The organism is Aeromonas sp. Marseille-Q7275 (assembly GCF_965119515.1).
Genome location: NZ_CBCPLW010000004.1, coordinates 80281 through 96416 on the forward strand (window position 1 = coordinate 80281; position 16136 = coordinate 96416).

A 16136-nucleotide genomic window follows, 5' to 3' on the forward strand; every position below is an offset into this window, starting at 1 on the left:
GCAGGCCTGCGGGGTGTGCGGCGACAGGCCTAGAGAGCAGGGGATCCTTGTCAGGGCCATGGCTTGCTTCGGGGGTGAGCGGCCCCCAGCGCCCGTCAATCCGCGTCTGTCTTCAAGCCGCCGAGGGAGTGGATGCAGCGCTGCTCGGCGGCATCGAGCTCGGCCATCACCATCTGGATGTCTTCGAGCTGCTGGCGCAGGGAGTGGCGCCGCGCCTCGATGAGCTGGATCATGGAGTGCAGCTGCATCCGGCTCGAGCGGTCGGTGTCATACATGTCGAACAGCTCGCGGATCTCCGCCAGGCTGAAGCCGAGCCGCTTGCCACGCAGGGTCAATTTCAGGCGGATCCTGTCCTTGTGGCTGTAGATGCGGGTCTGCCCCTCCCGGGCCGGGGTGATCAGCCCCTCGTCCTCGTAGTAGCGGATGGTGCGCGGGGTGATGTCGAACTCCTGGGCCAGCTCGGAGATGCTGTAGGTTCTCTCCTTGCCGCAGAAACTGCCGCCTCTCATGGCCTGATCCTGCATGGGTCAACCTCCAGACATGACGACATGCTGCCGTTCTTCTCCCCGGCGGGGGCGCTTTCAGGGGTCATGGCACTCTCCTTGTGCTATCTCATCGAGTCCTGGCTGCAGCTCTCTGGCCCTGGCGTGGAGCGCCTGCCCGACCCGAGAGCCGTTGGGGCGGCCGAGCTGCTCGCTCACCCACTGACCGGTGGCGGCCAGCCTGTCGAGGTTCACCCCTGTGCTCATGCCAAGGCCGTGCAGCAGGTAGACCACCTCCTCCGAGGCGACGTTGCCGGAGGCCCCGGGGGCATAGGGGCAGCCACCCAGCCCCGCCACCGAGCAGTCTATGGTGCGGATGCCGCGCTCGAGCGCCGGCAGCAGGTTGGCGAGTCCCTGGCCATAGGTGTCGTGAAAGTGCACCGCGAGCCGGCCGGCCGGGACTTCATGCAGCACCGCATCCAGCATGGGAGCTACGGTGCCCGGGGTGCCTGTCCCTATGGTGTCGCCGAGGGAGATCTCGTGGCAGCCGAGATCCAGCAGCCGCTCGGCCAGGGCGGCGACCCGTTTCGGGCGGGTCGGGCCGTCATAGGGGCAGGCGATGACGGTGGAGAGGTAACCCCGCACCTTGATGCCGAGGCGGCGTGCCTCCGTCACCAGAGGGGCGAAGCGGATCAGTGACTCTTCGACGCCGATGCCGATGTTGGCGCGGGTGAAGCCGTCTGAGCAGGCGGTGAAGAGGCCAATCTCGTCGACCCTGGCCAGGATCGCGGCCTGCAAGCCCTGCAAATTGGGCACCAGGGCGCCGTAGCGGGTCGCGCCCTTGCGGGGCAACGCCTTGAACAGTTCGGCGGAGTCCGCCATCTGCGGCACTCGCTTCGGGGAGACGAAGGCCCCCACCTCGATCCGCTGCAGGCCGCTCTCGGCGAGGCGGTTGATCAATGTCAGCCGCTGCGCCAGCGACAACAGGCGGGGTTCGTTCTGCAGCCCATCCCGGGGCCCCACCTCTACCAGGCTGACCCTGTCGACGGGGGTGCCATGCTCCTTGCTCATGCTGCACCTCCCTCGGCGTTCTCTGCATTCGGGTCGGCAAAGTGCACCAGCACGGCGCCCTGGCTCACCTGCTCCCCCTGGCGGCAGGAGAGGGCGGTGATCACCCCCTCCTTGTCTGCTTTCAAGACGTGTTCCATCTTCATCGCCTCCAGTACCAGCAGGGGCTGCCCCTTGCCGACAGGTTGCCCGACCTCGACCAGCAGCGCCACCACGATGCCGTGCATGGGGGCCACGGCGCCCTGGGCCCCGTCGTGATCATGATGCGGCCTGTGGCGCCGATCATCGGCGGCGAAGGGAATGCGCCTGCCATCCAGGTGCAGCACGAAGGCGCCCTCTGCCGCCGGGGTGACGGGGCAGCGCACCCAGCGGCCCGCCCGCTGCAGACGGACAAAATCAGTGCCGAGCTCACAGGGGCTGGTTTCTCCCTGCCATGTGAGCCGACCGGCGCGCTCGGTCAGGGTCAGCACCCGGGCCTCCTCGCCGATCCGCACCGCCGCCGTCAGGCTCCTGCTCCCGCCCAGCCGAAAACCGGGGGCCTGCTGCCAGGGGGAGGGGCCGGTGCGACTGGCGAGCCAGAGGGTGGCCAGCGGCCAGGCGAGGTCCGGTATGGGCAGGGAGTCGGTCGGTATGGGCCACTGGGTGTGGTGCGCCATGGCCAGCACCTCCGGCTCCTCGCACAGGCGCAGCAGCAGCGGGCCGTTGTGCACCAGGGGGCCGAGACTCAGGGCCGCCAGGGCATCGGCCAGCCTGGCGAAGGCCTCGGCGCGGCTCTGACCGTGGGCGATCAGCTTGGCGATCATGGGATCGTAATAGGGGCTCACCTCATCGCCGGCGGCGACCCCGGTGTCGATGCGTACCCCCTGTGGCCAGTCGAGCCACTGGATGGGGCCGCTGGCGGGCAAGAAGCCTGCCCCGACGTCCTCGGCGTAGAGGCGCGCCTCCACCGCATGGCCGCCCAGCACCACCTCCTCCTGGCTGAGGGGCAGCGGCTGGCCCTCGGCGACCGCCAGCTGCCAGGCCACCAGATCCTGGCCGGTGACGGCCTCGGTGACCGGGTGCTCCACCTGCAGCCGGGTATTCATCTCCATGAAGAAGAACTCGTCCCCGCACAGCAGAAACTCGATGGTGCCGGCCCCCACATAGTCGATGGCCCGGGCGGCGGCCACGGCGGCCTCGCCCATGGCGCGGCGAAGCGCCGGGGCTATGTTGGGGGCGGGGGCCTCTTCGATCACCTTCTGGTGGCGGCGCTGCAAGGAGCAGTCCCTGTCCCCCAGGTAGATGGCATGGCTCAGGGTATCGGCGAAGATCTGCACCTCCACATGGCGGGCGCGGGGGAGGTAGCGCTCGAGCAGCACCCTGTCATCCCCGAAGGCGGCCAGGGCTTCCCGTTTCACCGCCGCCAGGGCGGCGTCAAACTCGTCTATCTGCTCGACCCGGCGCATCCCCTTGCCGCCGCCGCCGCTGGCGGCCTTGATAAGAAGCGGAAAGCCGATCTGGTGCGCCTGATCACGCAGCAAGGCCTGCGTCTGATCCGCGCCGTGATAGCCGGGCAGCACGGGGACGCCGGCCGCCTGCATCAGCGCCTTGGCGCCGGATTTGTCCCCCATGGCGAGGATGGCGGCGCCGCTCGGGCCGATGAAACGCAGACCCTGTTGCGCACAGGCGCTGGCAAAGTCGCTGTTCTCCGACAGAAAACCGTAGCCGGGGTGCACGGCATCGGCCCCGGCCTCGCGGGCCATTGTCAGCACCCTGGCGGCGTCGAGGTAGCTCTCCCGCGCCGGGGCCGGCCCCAGATGCCAGGCCTCGTCGGCTTCCCGCACGTGCATGGCGCGGGCGTCGGCGTCCGAGTAGAGGGCGATGGTGTGAATGCCGAGGCGGCGGGCAGTCCGGATGATACGCACGGCAATTTCGCCTCTATTGGCAATCAGCAGGCGCTTTATGGGAGTGTGATGAGTCATTTGGGCTCCCTGTTGTTCAAGGTGCACAAGTGCAAAGCGTGTTGATCCGCACTCCGGTTATGTTCGCCGCGGTTGGCAATCAGCAGGCGCTTGATGGGCTGGTATTGAGTCATGTCTCATCCTTGAAACGGGGGCGCCAGCTGGGGGGGCGCTTGTCGAAGAAGGCCTGCATCCCCTCCTGGGCTTCGAGTCCGACCCGTACCCGGGCTATGGTCTCGACGGTTATCTCTTCGTGTTGATGGCCGGGCTGGTGCTCGATGGTGGCCAGCAGCCGCTTGGTCTCCTTCATCGCCTCCGGGCCGTTGCGGCAAAGACGCATTCCCAAGGCCCGGCCCTCGGATAGCAGTTGCTCCGGCGCACAGAGCCGGTGCGCCACGTTGAGGCGGCAGGCGGTGATGGCATCGAAGGGCTCGGCGCTCAGCATGTAGCGGCGGGCCTGGCGCATCCCCATGGCGCGCACCACATAGGGGCTGATCACCGCAGGCACCAGTCCCAGGCTCACCTCGGAGAGGCAGAAGCGGGCGTCCTCGCTGGCCAGCACTATGTCACAGGCACAGAGCAGGCCGAGCGCTCCGCCATAGGCCGCCCCCTGCACCAGGGCCACGGTGGGGAAGGGCAGCTCGTCCAGGGCTTGCATCAGCCTGGCCAGCACCCGGGCATCCTCCCGGTTCTTTTCAAACGAGCCGGGATCGAAGTCGCCCTGAAGCTGGTTGCGCATCCAGTTGAGATCGGCGCCGGAGCAAAAGTGCCTGCCCTCTGCCCGCAGCAGCAGGACATGGGGGCGTTCGGCCAGGGGCTGGCCGTGGCGATGGGCCAGATCCCCCAGGCAATCGAGCAGCTCCTGCATCAGATCGGCATCGAGGGCGTTGTGGCGGGCGGGGCGTGCCAGCACCAGCTCAACCAGCGGACCGTGGCGTTCAAGCCGGCAGCCGGCCAGGGGGTCATTGCACAGTGGATCGGACATGTCGAACTCCTTACATCCTGAAGATGCCGTACTGTTCCGGGCCGGTCGCGGCCCCCTGGCAGGCGGCCAGCGCCAGGGCCAGCACGGTGCGGCTCTGGGCGGGATCGATGACGCCGTCATCCCAGAGCCTGGCGCTGGCGTAGTAGGGGTGCCCCTGGCGTTCATACTGCGCGATGACGGGGGCGCGGATGGCGTCCGCCTCCTGCTCCCCCAGGGTCTTGCCGTCGGCCGCCAGCTTGTCCCGGCGTACCTGCACCAGCACGTTGGCCGCCTGCTCGCCCCCCATGACGGAGATGCGGCTGCCCGGCCAGCTGAACAGAAAGTCGGGCTCATAGGCGCGGCCGCACATGCCGTAGTTGCCGGCGCCGAAGCTGCCCCCGACGATCAGGGTGATCTTGGGCACCCGGCTGCAGGCCACGGCGGTGACCAGCTTGGCGCCGTGCTTGGCGATCCCCTCCTTTTCCGCCTGGCTGCCCACCATAAAGCCGGTGATGTTCTGCAGGAACAGCAGGGGAATGGCGCGCTTGTTGCACAGCTGGATGAAGTGGGCCCCTTTCTGGGCGCTGTCGCTGTGGAGCACGCCGTTGTTGGCGAGGATCCCCACGGGCATGCCCTGGATGCGGGCAAACCCGGTGACGAGCGTGGTGCCGAACAGCGCCTTGAATTCGTCAAACACGGAACCATCCACCAGGCGGGCGATGAGCTCCCGGGCGTCATAGGGGCGCTTGAGGCTGGTGCCCACCAGGCCGTAGAGCTCCTCCACGGGGTAGAGGGGCTCATCGTAGCTTGGGTGGCACCCAGGCAAGCCCGAGGCTGGCATGCGGTGTTCCCCCAGATTGCTCACCAGGGTGCGGGCGATGGCCAGGGCATGGGCGTCGTCCTCGGCCAGGTGGTCTGCTACCCCGGAGTGGGCGCAGTGCACCAGGGCGCCCCCCAGGGCCTCGGCGCTGATCTCCTCGCCGGTGGCTGCCTTGACCAGGGGCGGGCCCGCCAGAAAAATGGTGGCCTGTTCCCTGACCATGATGGATTCATCCGCCATGGCGGGCACATAGGCGCCCCCTGCGGTGCACAGCCCCATCACCACGGCGAGCTGGGGGATGTTCTGGGCCGACATGCGGGCCTGGTTGTAGAAGATGCGGCCAAAGTGCTCCCGGTCGGGGAATACCTCGTCCTGCATGGGGAGGAAGGCGCCGCCGGAATCCACCAGATAGAGGCAGGGGAGGCGCAGCCGCTCGGCGATGGCCTGGGCCCGCAGGTGCTTTTTCACCGTGAGCGGGTAGTAGGTGCCCCCCTTGACGGTGGCGTCGTTCACCACCAGCAGGCAGAGCCGGCCCGCAATCTGGCCGAGCCCGGTGATGATGCCGGCGGCGGGCACAGCTTCCTCATAGACCTGCCAGGCGGCCAGGGCCGAGAGCTCGAGGAAGGGAGAGCCCGGGTCCAGCAGCCGATCGATGCGCTCCCGGGGCAGCAGCTTGCCGCGCCCCTGATGGCGGGCATTGTTGGCCGCGCCGCCGCCCTGGGCTATCTCGGCGAGGCGGGCATCGAGATCGGCCACCAGGGCCTGCATGGCCTCCCGATTGGCGGCAAACTCGGCGCTGGTGGTATCCAGGCGGGAGTGGATCTGGCTCATGGGTTCTCTCCCATCTGGTTGTTGCCGATGGCTGGTGACAAAGGGAGCAGCATCATGCGTTATCTCCCATCAGCTCGCGGCCGATGAGCCAGCGGCGGATCTCCGAGGTGCCTGCCCCTATCTCGTAGAGCTTGGCGTCCCGCAGCAGGCGACCGGTGGGGTATTCGTTGATGTAGCCGTTGCCGCCGAGCAGCTGGATGGCATCGAGCGCCATCTGGGTGGCGTTCTCGGCGGCAAAGAGGATGGCGGCGGCGCAATCCTTGCGGCTGGTATGGCCCTTGTCGCAGGCGCTTGCCACCGAATAGACCAGGGCGCGGCTGCTGGCGAGGCGGGTATACATGTCGGCGAGCTTGCCCTGCACCAGCTGGAAGTCGCCGATGGCCTGACCGAACTGCTTGCGCTCGCGCACATAGGGGAGCACCACGTCCATGCAGGCCTGCATGATGCCAAGGGGGCCGGCGGCCAGCACCACCCGCTCGTAGTCGAGGCCACTCATCAGCACCCGGGCCCCGCCGTGCAGGGCGCCGAGCAGGTTCTCTGCCGGCACGGCGCAGTGGTCGAACACCAGCTCGCAGGTGCTGGAGCCGCGCATGCCGAGCTTGTCGAGCTTCTGGGCCGTGGTGAATCCCGGGGTGCCCGCCTCGACGATGAAGGCGGAGATCCCCTTGGCCCCGGCGGCGGGATCCGTCTTGGCATAGATGACGAAGGTGTCCGCATCCGGGCCGTTGGTGATCCACATCTTGTTGCCGTTCAGCACGAAGTGATCTCCCTCGCGCACTGCGGTGAGGCGCATGCTGACCACGTCTGAGCCGGCTCCCGGCTCGCTCATGGCGAGCGCCCCCACGTGCTTGCCACTGACCAGATCAGGCAAATAGCGGGCCTTCTGATCAGGGGTGCCGTGGCGGTGGATCTGGTTGATGCAGAGGTTGGAGTGGGCGCCGTAGGAGAGGCCGACCGAGGCGCTGGCGCGGCTCACCTGCTCCATCACCAGCACATGGGCCAGATAGCCGAGGCCCACTCCCTCATACTCTTCCGCCACCGTGATGCCGTGCAGTCCGAGCTCACCCATCTTTGGCCAGAGATCGCGGGGGAAGGCGTTGCTCTGGTCAATCTCGGCGGCGCGCGGTGCTATCACTTGTTGGCAGAAGGCCTCGACCTGTTCGGTCAGGGCGCGGAGGGTTTCATCCATCAGGGCATGCATCCTTGCTCTCCTTGGTCTCTGGTGCTCACCCGTCTCGTGCCTCCGAAACGGAGGGAAACTGGTCAGTCCATTTGTGATTTAAGTTTACGTTAGCGTAAACGTAAATGAGTTGTTAGTCTAAGGTAAATTCGTTGAGTGCCGACTGCAAGGGCCATCCCCCCGAGCGGGCAAACGCAAGGAGCGAGCAAGATGATCAGCGAGTGCATCCGGTCTGCCGGCCTGCCTGAGGGGCGCTGGCACAGTGCCGGCCAATGGGCAGCCAAGGAGAGTGCGGCATGAACCAACACCGCACCCAGTATGGGGATCTGCCGCTCTATATTGGCGGCGAGGCGTACCCCTCCGCGAGCGAGGCCTGGATCGAGGTGACCAACCCGGCGGATCAGAGCCTGCTGGCGCGGGTGCCGAGAGCCACCCCGTCCGAGGTGGAGCTGGCGGTGCGCCGCGCTCACGACGCCTACCTGCTGTGGCGGGAGGTGCCGGCCCCCGAGCGGGCCAGGGTCATGTTCAACTACCAGCATCTGCTCAAAACCCATCACGACGAGCTGGCGACCCTGCTGGCCCAGGAGACGGGCAAGAACCTGGCGGACGCCAGGGGAGATGTGTGGCGCGGCATCGAGGTGGTGGAGCAGGCCTGCGGCGTCGCCAGCCAGACCATGGGGGAGACCATGGGCAACGTGGCGCGCCGGGTGGATGGTCACTCCTGGGTGCAGCCGCTGGGGGTCTGCGTCGGCATCACGCCGTTCAACTTCCCCGCCATGATACCGCTCTGGATGTTCCCCCTGGCGGTGGCCTGCGGCAACGGCTTCGTGCTCAAACCCTCGGAGCAGGATCCCCTCACTCCCATGCGGCTGGCCGAGCTGTTCACCGAGGCGGGGGCGCCAGCGGGCATCCTCAGCGTGGTGCACGGGGGCCCCGAGCAGGTGGATGCGCTGCTCGCCCACCCGGACGTGAAGGCGGTGAGCTTCGTGGGCTCGGCCCGGGTCGGGGCTCACGTCTATCGCACCGCCACCGACCACCTCAAGCGTGCCCAGTGTTTCGTTGGCGCCAAGAACCACATGGTGATCATGCCGGACGCCAACAAGGCGCAGGTGCTGAGCAATCTGGTGGGGGCCGGGGTGGGGGCCGCCGGCCAGCGCTGCATGGCCATCAGCGTGGCGGTCTTCGTGGGGAGCGCGAGGGAGTGGATCCCGGAGCTCGCCGCCGAGTTTGCCAGGGTCAAGCCCGGTGTCTGGCACGATCCAGAGGCCGCCTATGGCCCCCTTATCAGCCCTGAGGCGAAAGTCAGGGTAGAGAGCCTGATTGAAGCAGGCATGGCCGAGGGGGCCCAGTGTCTGCTGGACGGGCGTTTTTGCGACGTGCCCGGTTACCCGGTGGGCAACTGGGTGGGGCCGACCCTGTTTCGCGGCGTGACCCCCGAGATGCGTATCTACAAGGAGGAGATCTTCGGCCCCGTGCTCGCCTGCCTGGAGGTGGAGAGCCTGGACGAGGCGCTCGCCCTCATCAACGACAACCCCTATGGCAACGGCACCTCCATCTTCACCGGTTGCGGCGCCGCGGCCCGCAAGTTCCGCCACGAGGTGGCGGTGGGGCAGGTGGGGATCAACGTGCCCATTCCGGTGCCGCTGCCGTTCTTCTCATTCACCGGCTGGCGCGGCTCCTTCTACGGGGATCTGCACGCCTACGGCAAGCAGGCGGTGCGTTTCTACACCGAGACCAAGACGGTGACCGAGCGCTGGTTCGACGAGGACATACCGACCGGACCCAACATGACTATTCACCTGCGTTGAGCAATGGCCGTTGGGCCGAGGGCATTCCCATCGGTGTCAACCACGACCATCCACCTGCGTTGAGCAATGGATGATGGGCCGAGGGCACGCCCGCCGACGCCCACCACGGCTGTCCTGCATCTAAGGGTGGATCTGCGACAAGCAATCGAGATAACGAGGAAGCGAACAAGATGGACTTTACCCTGACCGAATCCCAACGGGCCTGTGTCGACTCGGCCGGTGCCTTCGCCGATCTGGCGCTCAAGCCCCATGCCGCCCGCTGGGACAGGGAGCACGAGTTCCCCGTCCCCACCATCAAGCAGGCGGCGGCGCTGGGTCTGTGCGGCCTCTACACCCCGGAGCAATATGACGGCCTGGGGTTGAGCCGGCTCGACGCCAGCCTCATCTTCGAGCGCCTGGCTATGGGCTGCACCTCCACCACGGCCTACCTGACCATACACAACATGGTGAGCTGGATGCTGGGCAGCTGGCTGCCGAGTGAGGTGGCCGCAGAGTGGGTACCCAGGCTTAGCTGCGGCGAGCTGCTGGGCTCCTACTGCCTCACCGAGCCGGGGGCGGGATCGGATGCCGCCGCCCTCAAGACCCGTGCGGTGCGCGATGGCGACGATTACCTCATCGAGGGCAGCAAGGTGTTCATCGCGGGGGCGGGCAGCACTCAGGTGCTGGTGGTGATGGCCCGCACCGGGGGGGAGGGGGCCAAGGGGATATCTGCCTTTATGGTGCCCGCCGATACGCCGGGTGTGAGCTATGGCAAGGCGGAGGAGAAGATGGGCTGGAACAGCCAGCCGACCCGGGAGGTGAATTTCAGCGCCGTGCGCATTCCCGCCCGCTACCGGCTGGGGGAGGAGGGAGAAGGGTTCAGGTTCGCCATGCAGGCGCTGGATGGGGGGCGCATCAATATCGCCAGCTGTTCGCTGGGCACTGCCCAGCAGGCGCTGGACGACGCCCTGGCCCATGTGCAGCAGCGCCAGCAATTTGGACACCCGATCAGCGAATTCCAGAGCGTGCAGTTCCGCCTCGCCGACATGGCCACCGAACTCGCCGCCGCCCGCCTGCTGGTGCGTCAGGCCGCCGCCAAGCTCGACGGCGGCAGCCCGGACAAGAGCGCCTGGTGCGCCATGGCCAAGCGCTTTGCCACCGACGTGGGTTATCGTGTCTGCGATGAGGCCCTGCAACTCTTTGGTGGCTATGGTTATATCCGCGAGTATCCGCTTGAGCGCTATCTGCGCGACACCCGGGTGCACCGCATTCTGGAGGGCACGAACGAAGTGATGCGGCTCATCATTGCCCGCCGCCTGCTGGGGGATCCCGGCCTGTCGCTGGAGTAGGGGAGGCGGCTGCCGTCCTCCGACTGCTGCCGGGGCGGGCTGACAGGCGCCGCGCCCTCGTCAGGCTTTGTGAGCCAGCCGAATTTCGGCTCCATTCAACCCTGTCATCATGGCGGCAGGTTTAATGACAAGGACAGTGCAATGACAAGGATCAGGCTCGAATATCACGGTCACGTGGCCTACATCACGCTCGACCACCCCCCCGCCAACACCTGGACTCTGGCCAGCCTGCAGGCTTTCTTGCAGATGATGGTGGAGCTCGACAGCCGCCCCGACGTGGTGGCCCTGGTGATCCGCGGGGCGGGGGACAAGTTCTTCTGCGCCGGCGCCGATCTCAAGATGTTTGCCGACGGCAACCCGGAGCACGCCCGCGAGGTGGCAGAGGCCTTCGGTCGCGCCTTCGAGGCGCTGGCCCGCTTCCACGGGGTGAGCATAGCCGCCATCAATGGCTTTGCCATGGGGGGGGGCCTCGAGGTGGCGCTGGCCTGCGACATTCGCATCGCCGAGCAGCAGGCGCTGCTGGGGCTGCCGGAGGCCTCGGTGGGTTTGCTGCCCTGCGCCGGCGGCACCCAGCGCCTCACCGAACTGGTGGGACCGGGCTGGGCCAAGCGGATGATCCTCTGTGGCGAGAAGGTGAGCGCCACCCTGGCCTACGAGATGGGGCTGGTGGAGGAGGTGGTGACCGAAGGGCACGCCTGGACGGCGGCGCAGCAGATGGCGCAGCGGGTGGAGCGCCAGAGCCCCAGCGCCCTGCGCGCCTGCAAGCAGCTCATCAACCAGGGGCGCAGCGGCCACAGGGATGCGGCGCTGCCGCTGGAGCGCAGCCTGTTCCTCGCCCTGTTTGACGATGGCAACCAGCGCGAGGGGGTGGCCGCCTTCCTCGAGAAGCGAGCCCCGCGCTGGCGCTATGACAAGAGCGCGGGAGAGTCCCATGACTGAACCTGTGCGTCTGGCAACCCATCCCACGGCGGACGGGCACCTCATCGGCCTCCTGACCCTGGACAGCCCCGCCTCCCTCAACGCCCTGAGCCTTGAGATGATCCAGCGCCTGCAAGAGGCGCTCACCGCCTGGGAGCAGGATCCTGCCATCGTCTGCGTGCTGCTGCAGGGGGCCGGGGAGAGGGCCTTCTGCGCCGGCGGCGACATTCGCTCCTTCTATTACCGCCGGCAGGAGGAGAGCGAACAGGCGCTCTTTGACTATGCCCGCGACTTTTTTGAGCAGGAGTACAGGCTCGATCACCACATCCACGGCTACAGCAAGCCGCTCGTCTGCGTGGCGGACGGCATCTGCATGGGGGGCGGTATAGGCCTCTTCGCCGGCGCCGATTTTCGGGTGGTGACCGAGAAGAGCCTGTTCGCCATGCCGGAGGTGACCATAGGCCTCTACCCGGACGTGGGGGCCAGCTGGTTCTTGAGCCGCATGCCCGGGCGGCTCGGGCTCTGGCTCGGTCTCACCGGCGCCCGTTTCAACGGGGCGGACGCCCTGGGGTTGGGGCTCGCGGATCACGCCATGACGAGCCGCGAGCGGGCCGAACTGCCGGCACGGCTCGCCGCCCTCGACTGGGCCGCTAAGGGGGATCCGCGCGAGCAGATAGATACGTTACTGGACGGGCTGCACGCCGAGGCCCGCGAGCAGTTGCCGGCCCCCGTGATCCTGCCTCATCAGGCGAGGATCCATGCCCTGCTGGCAGGGCGCACCCTGCAAGGGGTGCTGGACCGGCTGGAGAGGAGCGAACTGGACGAGCCCGACCTGGCCCGGGCCCGCGACACCTGCCGCGCCGGCAGCCCCATCAGCCGCGCCATCCTCTGGCGCCAGTACTGGCAGGCGCGCCGCCAGTCCCTGGCCGAGGTGTTTGCCGACGAGCTGGCGCTCTCGGTCAACTGCGTGCTCAAGGGGGATTTCGTGGAAGGGGTGCGGGCCCTGCTCATCGACAAGGACAAGTCCCCCCGCTGGCAACCGCCCCGGCCCGGCACCGACTGGCTTGAGGATTTCTATCGCTGGCCCGAGGGGACAAATCCCCTGGCCTAGCGCTGCCAAGGGGCGCGCCGGCCTAGGGGCCGGATAACGAACGGAGCAAGGAGCAAAGCATGACAAGGATTGGATTTATCGGGCTCGGCAACATGGGAGGGCCCATGGCCGCGAACCTCGCCAGGGCGGGCCATGCAGTGCAGGTCTTTGATCTGGTGCCCGAGAGCCTGGAGCGGGCGATCAAGGCCGGTTGCATCGTCGCCGGGGATGCCCGCGAGGCGGTGAGCGGCTGCGATGTCGCCATCAGCATGCTGCCGGCCGGGGATCATGTGCGCGGGCTCTGGCTGTCGGAGGGGGGCGGCCAGGATCTGCTGGGGGCCTTGCCGGCGGGGGCCCTGGTGATCGACTGCTCCACCATAGACGTGGCCTCGGCCCGCGCCGTGGGGGCGGCGGCGAAGGCGCGGGGCATCCGCTTTCTCGATGCCCCCGTCTCCGGCGGGGTGGCAGGCGCCGCGGCGGGCACCCTCACCTTTATCGTCGGTGGCGAGAGCGCCGATTTCGAGGCGGCCAAGCCGGTGCTCGCCTGCATGGGGCAGAACCTGTTCCACGCCGGGGCGCTCGGGGCGGGGCAGATCGCCAAGATGTGCAACAACATGCTGCTCGCCATCCACATGGCGGGCACCGCAGAGGCGCTGGCGCTCGGGGTCAAGGAGGGGCTGGATCCGGGCGTGCTCTCCACCATCATGGGCAAGAGCTCGGGCAACAACTGGAGCCTGGAGCGCTACAACCCCTGGCCCGGGGTGATGGAGAACGCTCCGGCGTCCCGCGGGTATGAGGGGGGCTTCATGACCCGGCTGATGGTCAAAGATCTGGGGCTCGCCATGGCGCTCGCCGAGCACGCCCACAGCGCCGTTCCCATGGGGGCGCTGGCCCGCAACCTCTTCAACCTGCATGCGGCGAAGGGGCAGGGAGCCAAGGATTTCTCCAGCATCCTCGAGCTCTATCGGGACAAGACAGATCCGGGGTAAGGGCTGCTAACCGCCTTCTTACCCGATAGTCTTTTACTCGACAGTCACCGGCCATCTCATCAGGAGCATTCATGGACATTCATAACAGAGTCATTGCCATTACCGGGGCCGGGCGTGGGCTTGGCCGCGCCATCGCCCTGCGTCTGGCCAGTCAGGGGGCCGTGCTGGCCCTGGTCGACGTCAACCGCGCCGATCTGGAGGTGACCGAGGCGGAAGTGCGCAGTCGGGATGGTCGCTGTGCCCTGTTCGTCTGCAACGTGGCGAGCGAGCCCGAGGTGGAGGCGACCTTCGCCGCCATCGAGGAGCAATTGGGCGCCTTGCATGGCCTGGTCAACTGCGCCGGCATATTGCGGGACGGCATGCTCATCAAGGTCAAAGAGGGGGCGCTGGTGGAGAAGATGAGCCTGGCCCAGTGGCAGGCTGTCATCGACGTCAACCTCACCGGCACCTTCCTCTGCGGCCGCGAGGGGGCGGCCTTGATGGCGAAAGGGGGGCAGGGGGGCGTCATCATCAACATCTCCTCCATCGCCCGTGCCGGCAATATCGGCCAGAGCAACTATGCCGCCAGCAAGGCGGGGGTCGCCTCCCTGGTGGTGACCTGGGGGCGGGAGCTGGCCCGCCACGGCATCCGGGTGATGGGCATAGCCCCCGGGGTCTTTGCCACCGACATGACGGCGGCCATGAAGCCCGAAGCCATGGCCCGGATGCAGCAGGCCATTCCGGTCGGCGCCCTGGGGCAGGGGGAGCAACTGGCCCAGACGGTGCAATTCATCCTCGCCAACGACTACCTGTCCGGCCGGATCATCGATCTCGACGGCGGTCTGCGGCTCTGACCCGGCGGCGATCCGCCCATGCCCCTTGCCACTGGCACAGGGGCATTTTTATGGCCGTTTGACCAAAAAGACCTGGCTGACGCCCAGGGCGGCCCGTTGCATGGGCATGCAGGGCTTCTTTGAAAAACAGGGCTGACATCATGGAAAAACGTGAAAGATCAACGGGTCTTTCTGAATTTGAACCAGCTCACAGGCCGGGTGAGTGAGTGCTGTAGAATTGCGCGCGGTCAAGGCGGTGCATGATTGGCACTGCGAAGGATTGCGGTCGGAATAGTCATGCAATATAGTTGCCGCCTTTTTCACGGGGTACGGATTTATCGCCCCTCCCATGTCGCGCGCTGTATGAATACGGATGCTCAGCCGCCGCTTAATAAAACAGGTTTGAGATGGACAAGAAACTAGGGCTCGGCGCCCTCATTTCGCTGGTGATCGGCTCCATGGTCGGTGCCGGGGTCTTCAGTCTGCCACAAAACATCGCAGCGCACGCCAGCGCCGGGGCCGTCGCCCTGGGGTGGGCCATCACCGGGATCGGCATGATCTGCCTCGCCCTGGTCTACCAGAACCTCTCCATGCGCCGCCCGGATCTCGACGGGGGCATCTTCAGTTACGCCAAGGCCGGTTTCGGTGATTTCGTCGGCTTCAACGCCGCCTGGGGCTACTGGCTCTGCCAGCTGCTGGCCAACGTCTCCTACGCCATCGTGGTGTTCAGCGCCCTGAGCTACTTCTTCGACACCCCGGACAACGTCATCTTCGGCGACGGCAACACCCCGGTCGCCATCACCCTCGCCTCCCTGCTCATCTGGTCGGTGCACGCCCTGGTGCTGCGCGGCATCCAGGTGGCGGCCCTGGTGAACATAGTCACCACCATCGCCAAGATGGTGCCCCTCATCGTCTTCTGCGTCGCCGTCCTGCTCGCCTTCAACATGGAAACCTTCACCCTGGACATCTGGGGGCAGGGCAACACCGAGCTGGGCTCGGTGATGGATCAGGTCAAATCCACCATGAAGGTGACTCTCTGGGTCTTCATCGGCATCGAGGGGGCCGTGGTGGTCTCCGCCCGTGCCCGTCACCGCAAGGACGTGGGCCGTGCCACCGTGCTGGCGCTGCTCGGCGCCCTGGCGCTCTACGTCATGGTGACCCTGTTCTCCCTCGGCGTCATGAACCAGCCGCAGCTGGCGGCCCTGAAGAATCCCTCCACCGCCATGATCCTGGAAGCCGTGGTCGGCCCCTGGGGCGCCTGGCTCATCAACATCGGTCTGGTGATCTCGGTGATGGGGGCCCTGCTGAGCTGGACAGTGCTGGCGGCGGAAGTACCCTATATCGCGGGCAAGACAGGGGTCTTCCCGGCCTGGTTTGCCAAGGAGAACAAGAACGGCTCCCCCCAGGTGTCGCTCTGGTGCTCCACCTGCCTGGTGCAGGCTTTCCTCATCATCATCTACTTCCAGAGCAGCACCTATCTGGCGCTGGTGAACATCGCCACCTCGGCGGCCCTGGTGCCTTACGTCTTCTCCGGCGCCTATGGCCTCAAGCTGGCGCTGCAGGGTACCACCTACGAGCACCAGCCCCATCAGCGCAAGCGTGACCTGCTGCTGGCCCTGGTGGCCACCGTCTACGGCTGCTGGCTGGTCTATGCCGCCGGGGTGGAGTACCTGCTGCTGGTGGCGCTGCTCTACAGCCCGGGGATCTTCATCTACTGGAAGGCGCGCCAGCACCATGGCCTGCGCAGCCTCAACCGGCTGGAGCGGGGGATGACGGCGGCCCTGCTCGGTTGCGCCGTGCTGGCCTTCTACAAGGTGATGGACGGTACCATTCCCCTGCATTAATCGGCACAATAACGAGATGGCGCAACGCCATCTCTTTTTTTATGGGCAATGGCGGTCAAGTT

General features: G+C 66.9%; 13 protein-coding genes. 7 read left to right on the forward strand and 6 right to left on the reverse strand.

Going from position 1 to position 16136, the window contains the following annotated elements; translation table 11 throughout:
- Positions 1-95: 95 nt before the first annotated feature.
- The 6 genes from ACWPWQ_RS05620 to ACWPWQ_RS05645 all read right to left on the reverse strand — a co-directional run bounded on the left by ACWPWQ_RS05620 (position 96) and on the right by ACWPWQ_RS05645 (position 7306).
- Positions 96-509: a MerR family transcriptional regulator gene (locus tag ACWPWQ_RS05620; RefSeq protein WP_139439381.1), complete on the reverse strand. Its 414-nt coding sequence runs from the start codon at positions 507-509 to the stop codon at positions 96-98.
- Positions 510-581: 72 nt separating this feature from the next.
- Positions 582-1553, reverse strand: a complete 972-nt coding sequence (locus tag ACWPWQ_RS05625; protein ID WP_454009207.1) for a hydroxymethylglutaryl-CoA lyase — start codon at positions 1551-1553, stop codon at positions 582-584.
- Positions 1550-3511: an acetyl/propionyl/methylcrotonyl-CoA carboxylase subunit alpha gene (locus ACWPWQ_RS05630; RefSeq protein ID WP_454009208.1), complete on the reverse strand. Its 1962-nt coding sequence runs from the start codon at positions 3509-3511 to the stop codon at positions 1550-1552. The genes ACWPWQ_RS05625 and ACWPWQ_RS05630 overlap by 4 nt, the downstream gene beginning before the upstream one ends.
- A 109-nt stretch (positions 3512-3620) precedes the next feature.
- Positions 3621-4475 (reverse strand): enoyl-CoA hydratase-related protein, encoded by an 855-nt coding sequence (locus ACWPWQ_RS05635; protein ID WP_454009209.1) that lies wholly within the window; start codon positions 4473-4475, stop codon positions 3621-3623.
- Between the two features lie 10 nt (positions 4476-4485).
- Positions 4486-6105: a carboxyl transferase domain-containing protein gene (locus tag ACWPWQ_RS05640; RefSeq protein ID WP_454009210.1), complete on the reverse strand. Its 1620-nt coding sequence runs from the start codon at positions 6103-6105 to the stop codon at positions 4486-4488.
- Positions 6106-6157: 52 nt separating this feature from the next.
- Positions 6158-7306: an isovaleryl-CoA dehydrogenase gene (locus ACWPWQ_RS05645; protein WP_454009211.1), complete on the reverse strand. Its 1149-nt coding sequence runs from the start codon at positions 7304-7306 to the stop codon at positions 6158-6160.
- A gap of 275 nt (positions 7307-7581) precedes the next feature.
- Here ACWPWQ_RS05645 and ACWPWQ_RS05650 point away from each other — a divergent pair, with 275 nt between their 5' ends.
- The 7 genes from ACWPWQ_RS05650 (at position 7582) to arcD (ending at position 16074) form a co-directional block, all read left to right on the forward strand.
- The gene (locus ACWPWQ_RS05650) at positions 7582-9093 is read left to right on the forward strand and encodes a CoA-acylating methylmalonate-semialdehyde dehydrogenase (protein WP_454009212.1); all 1512 of its coding nucleotides are present in this window, start codon (positions 7582-7584) and stop codon (positions 9091-9093) included.
- A gap of 170 nt (positions 9094-9263) precedes the next feature.
- Positions 9264-10421 carry an acyl-CoA dehydrogenase family protein gene (locus tag ACWPWQ_RS05655; RefSeq protein ID WP_454009213.1) on the forward strand — a complete coding sequence of 386 codons (1158 nt, stop codon included), beginning with the start codon at positions 9264-9266 and terminating at the stop codon, positions 10419-10421.
- 141 nt (positions 10422-10562) lie between these two features.
- Positions 10563-11360, forward strand: coding sequence for an enoyl-CoA hydratase (locus tag ACWPWQ_RS05660; RefSeq protein WP_139439405.1), 798 nt, complete (start codon positions 10563-10565; stop codon positions 11358-11360).
- A complete protein-coding gene (locus ACWPWQ_RS05665; RefSeq protein ID WP_454009214.1) occupies positions 11353-12450 on the forward strand; it encodes an enoyl-CoA hydratase/isomerase family protein in 1098 nt (365 codons plus the stop codon). Before ACWPWQ_RS05660 ends, ACWPWQ_RS05665 begins: the two co-directional genes overlap by 8 nt.
- A 59-nt stretch (positions 12451-12509) precedes the next feature.
- Positions 12510-13418, forward strand: a complete 909-nt coding sequence (mmsB, locus tag ACWPWQ_RS05670) for a 3-hydroxyisobutyrate dehydrogenase (RefSeq protein ID WP_454009215.1) — start codon at positions 12510-12512, stop codon at positions 13416-13418.
- 71 nt (positions 13419-13489) lie between these two features.
- On the forward strand, positions 13490-14251 hold the full coding sequence (locus ACWPWQ_RS05675; protein ID WP_139439408.1) for an SDR family oxidoreductase: 762 nt from the start codon (positions 13490-13492) through the stop codon (positions 14249-14251).
- A gap of 386 nt (positions 14252-14637) precedes the next feature.
- Positions 14638-16074 carry an arginine-ornithine antiporter gene (arcD, locus tag ACWPWQ_RS05680; RefSeq protein ID WP_042650365.1) on the forward strand — a complete coding sequence of 479 codons (1437 nt, stop codon included), beginning with the start codon at positions 14638-14640 and terminating at the stop codon, positions 16072-16074.
- The last annotated feature ends 62 nt before the right edge of the window (positions 16075-16136 follow it).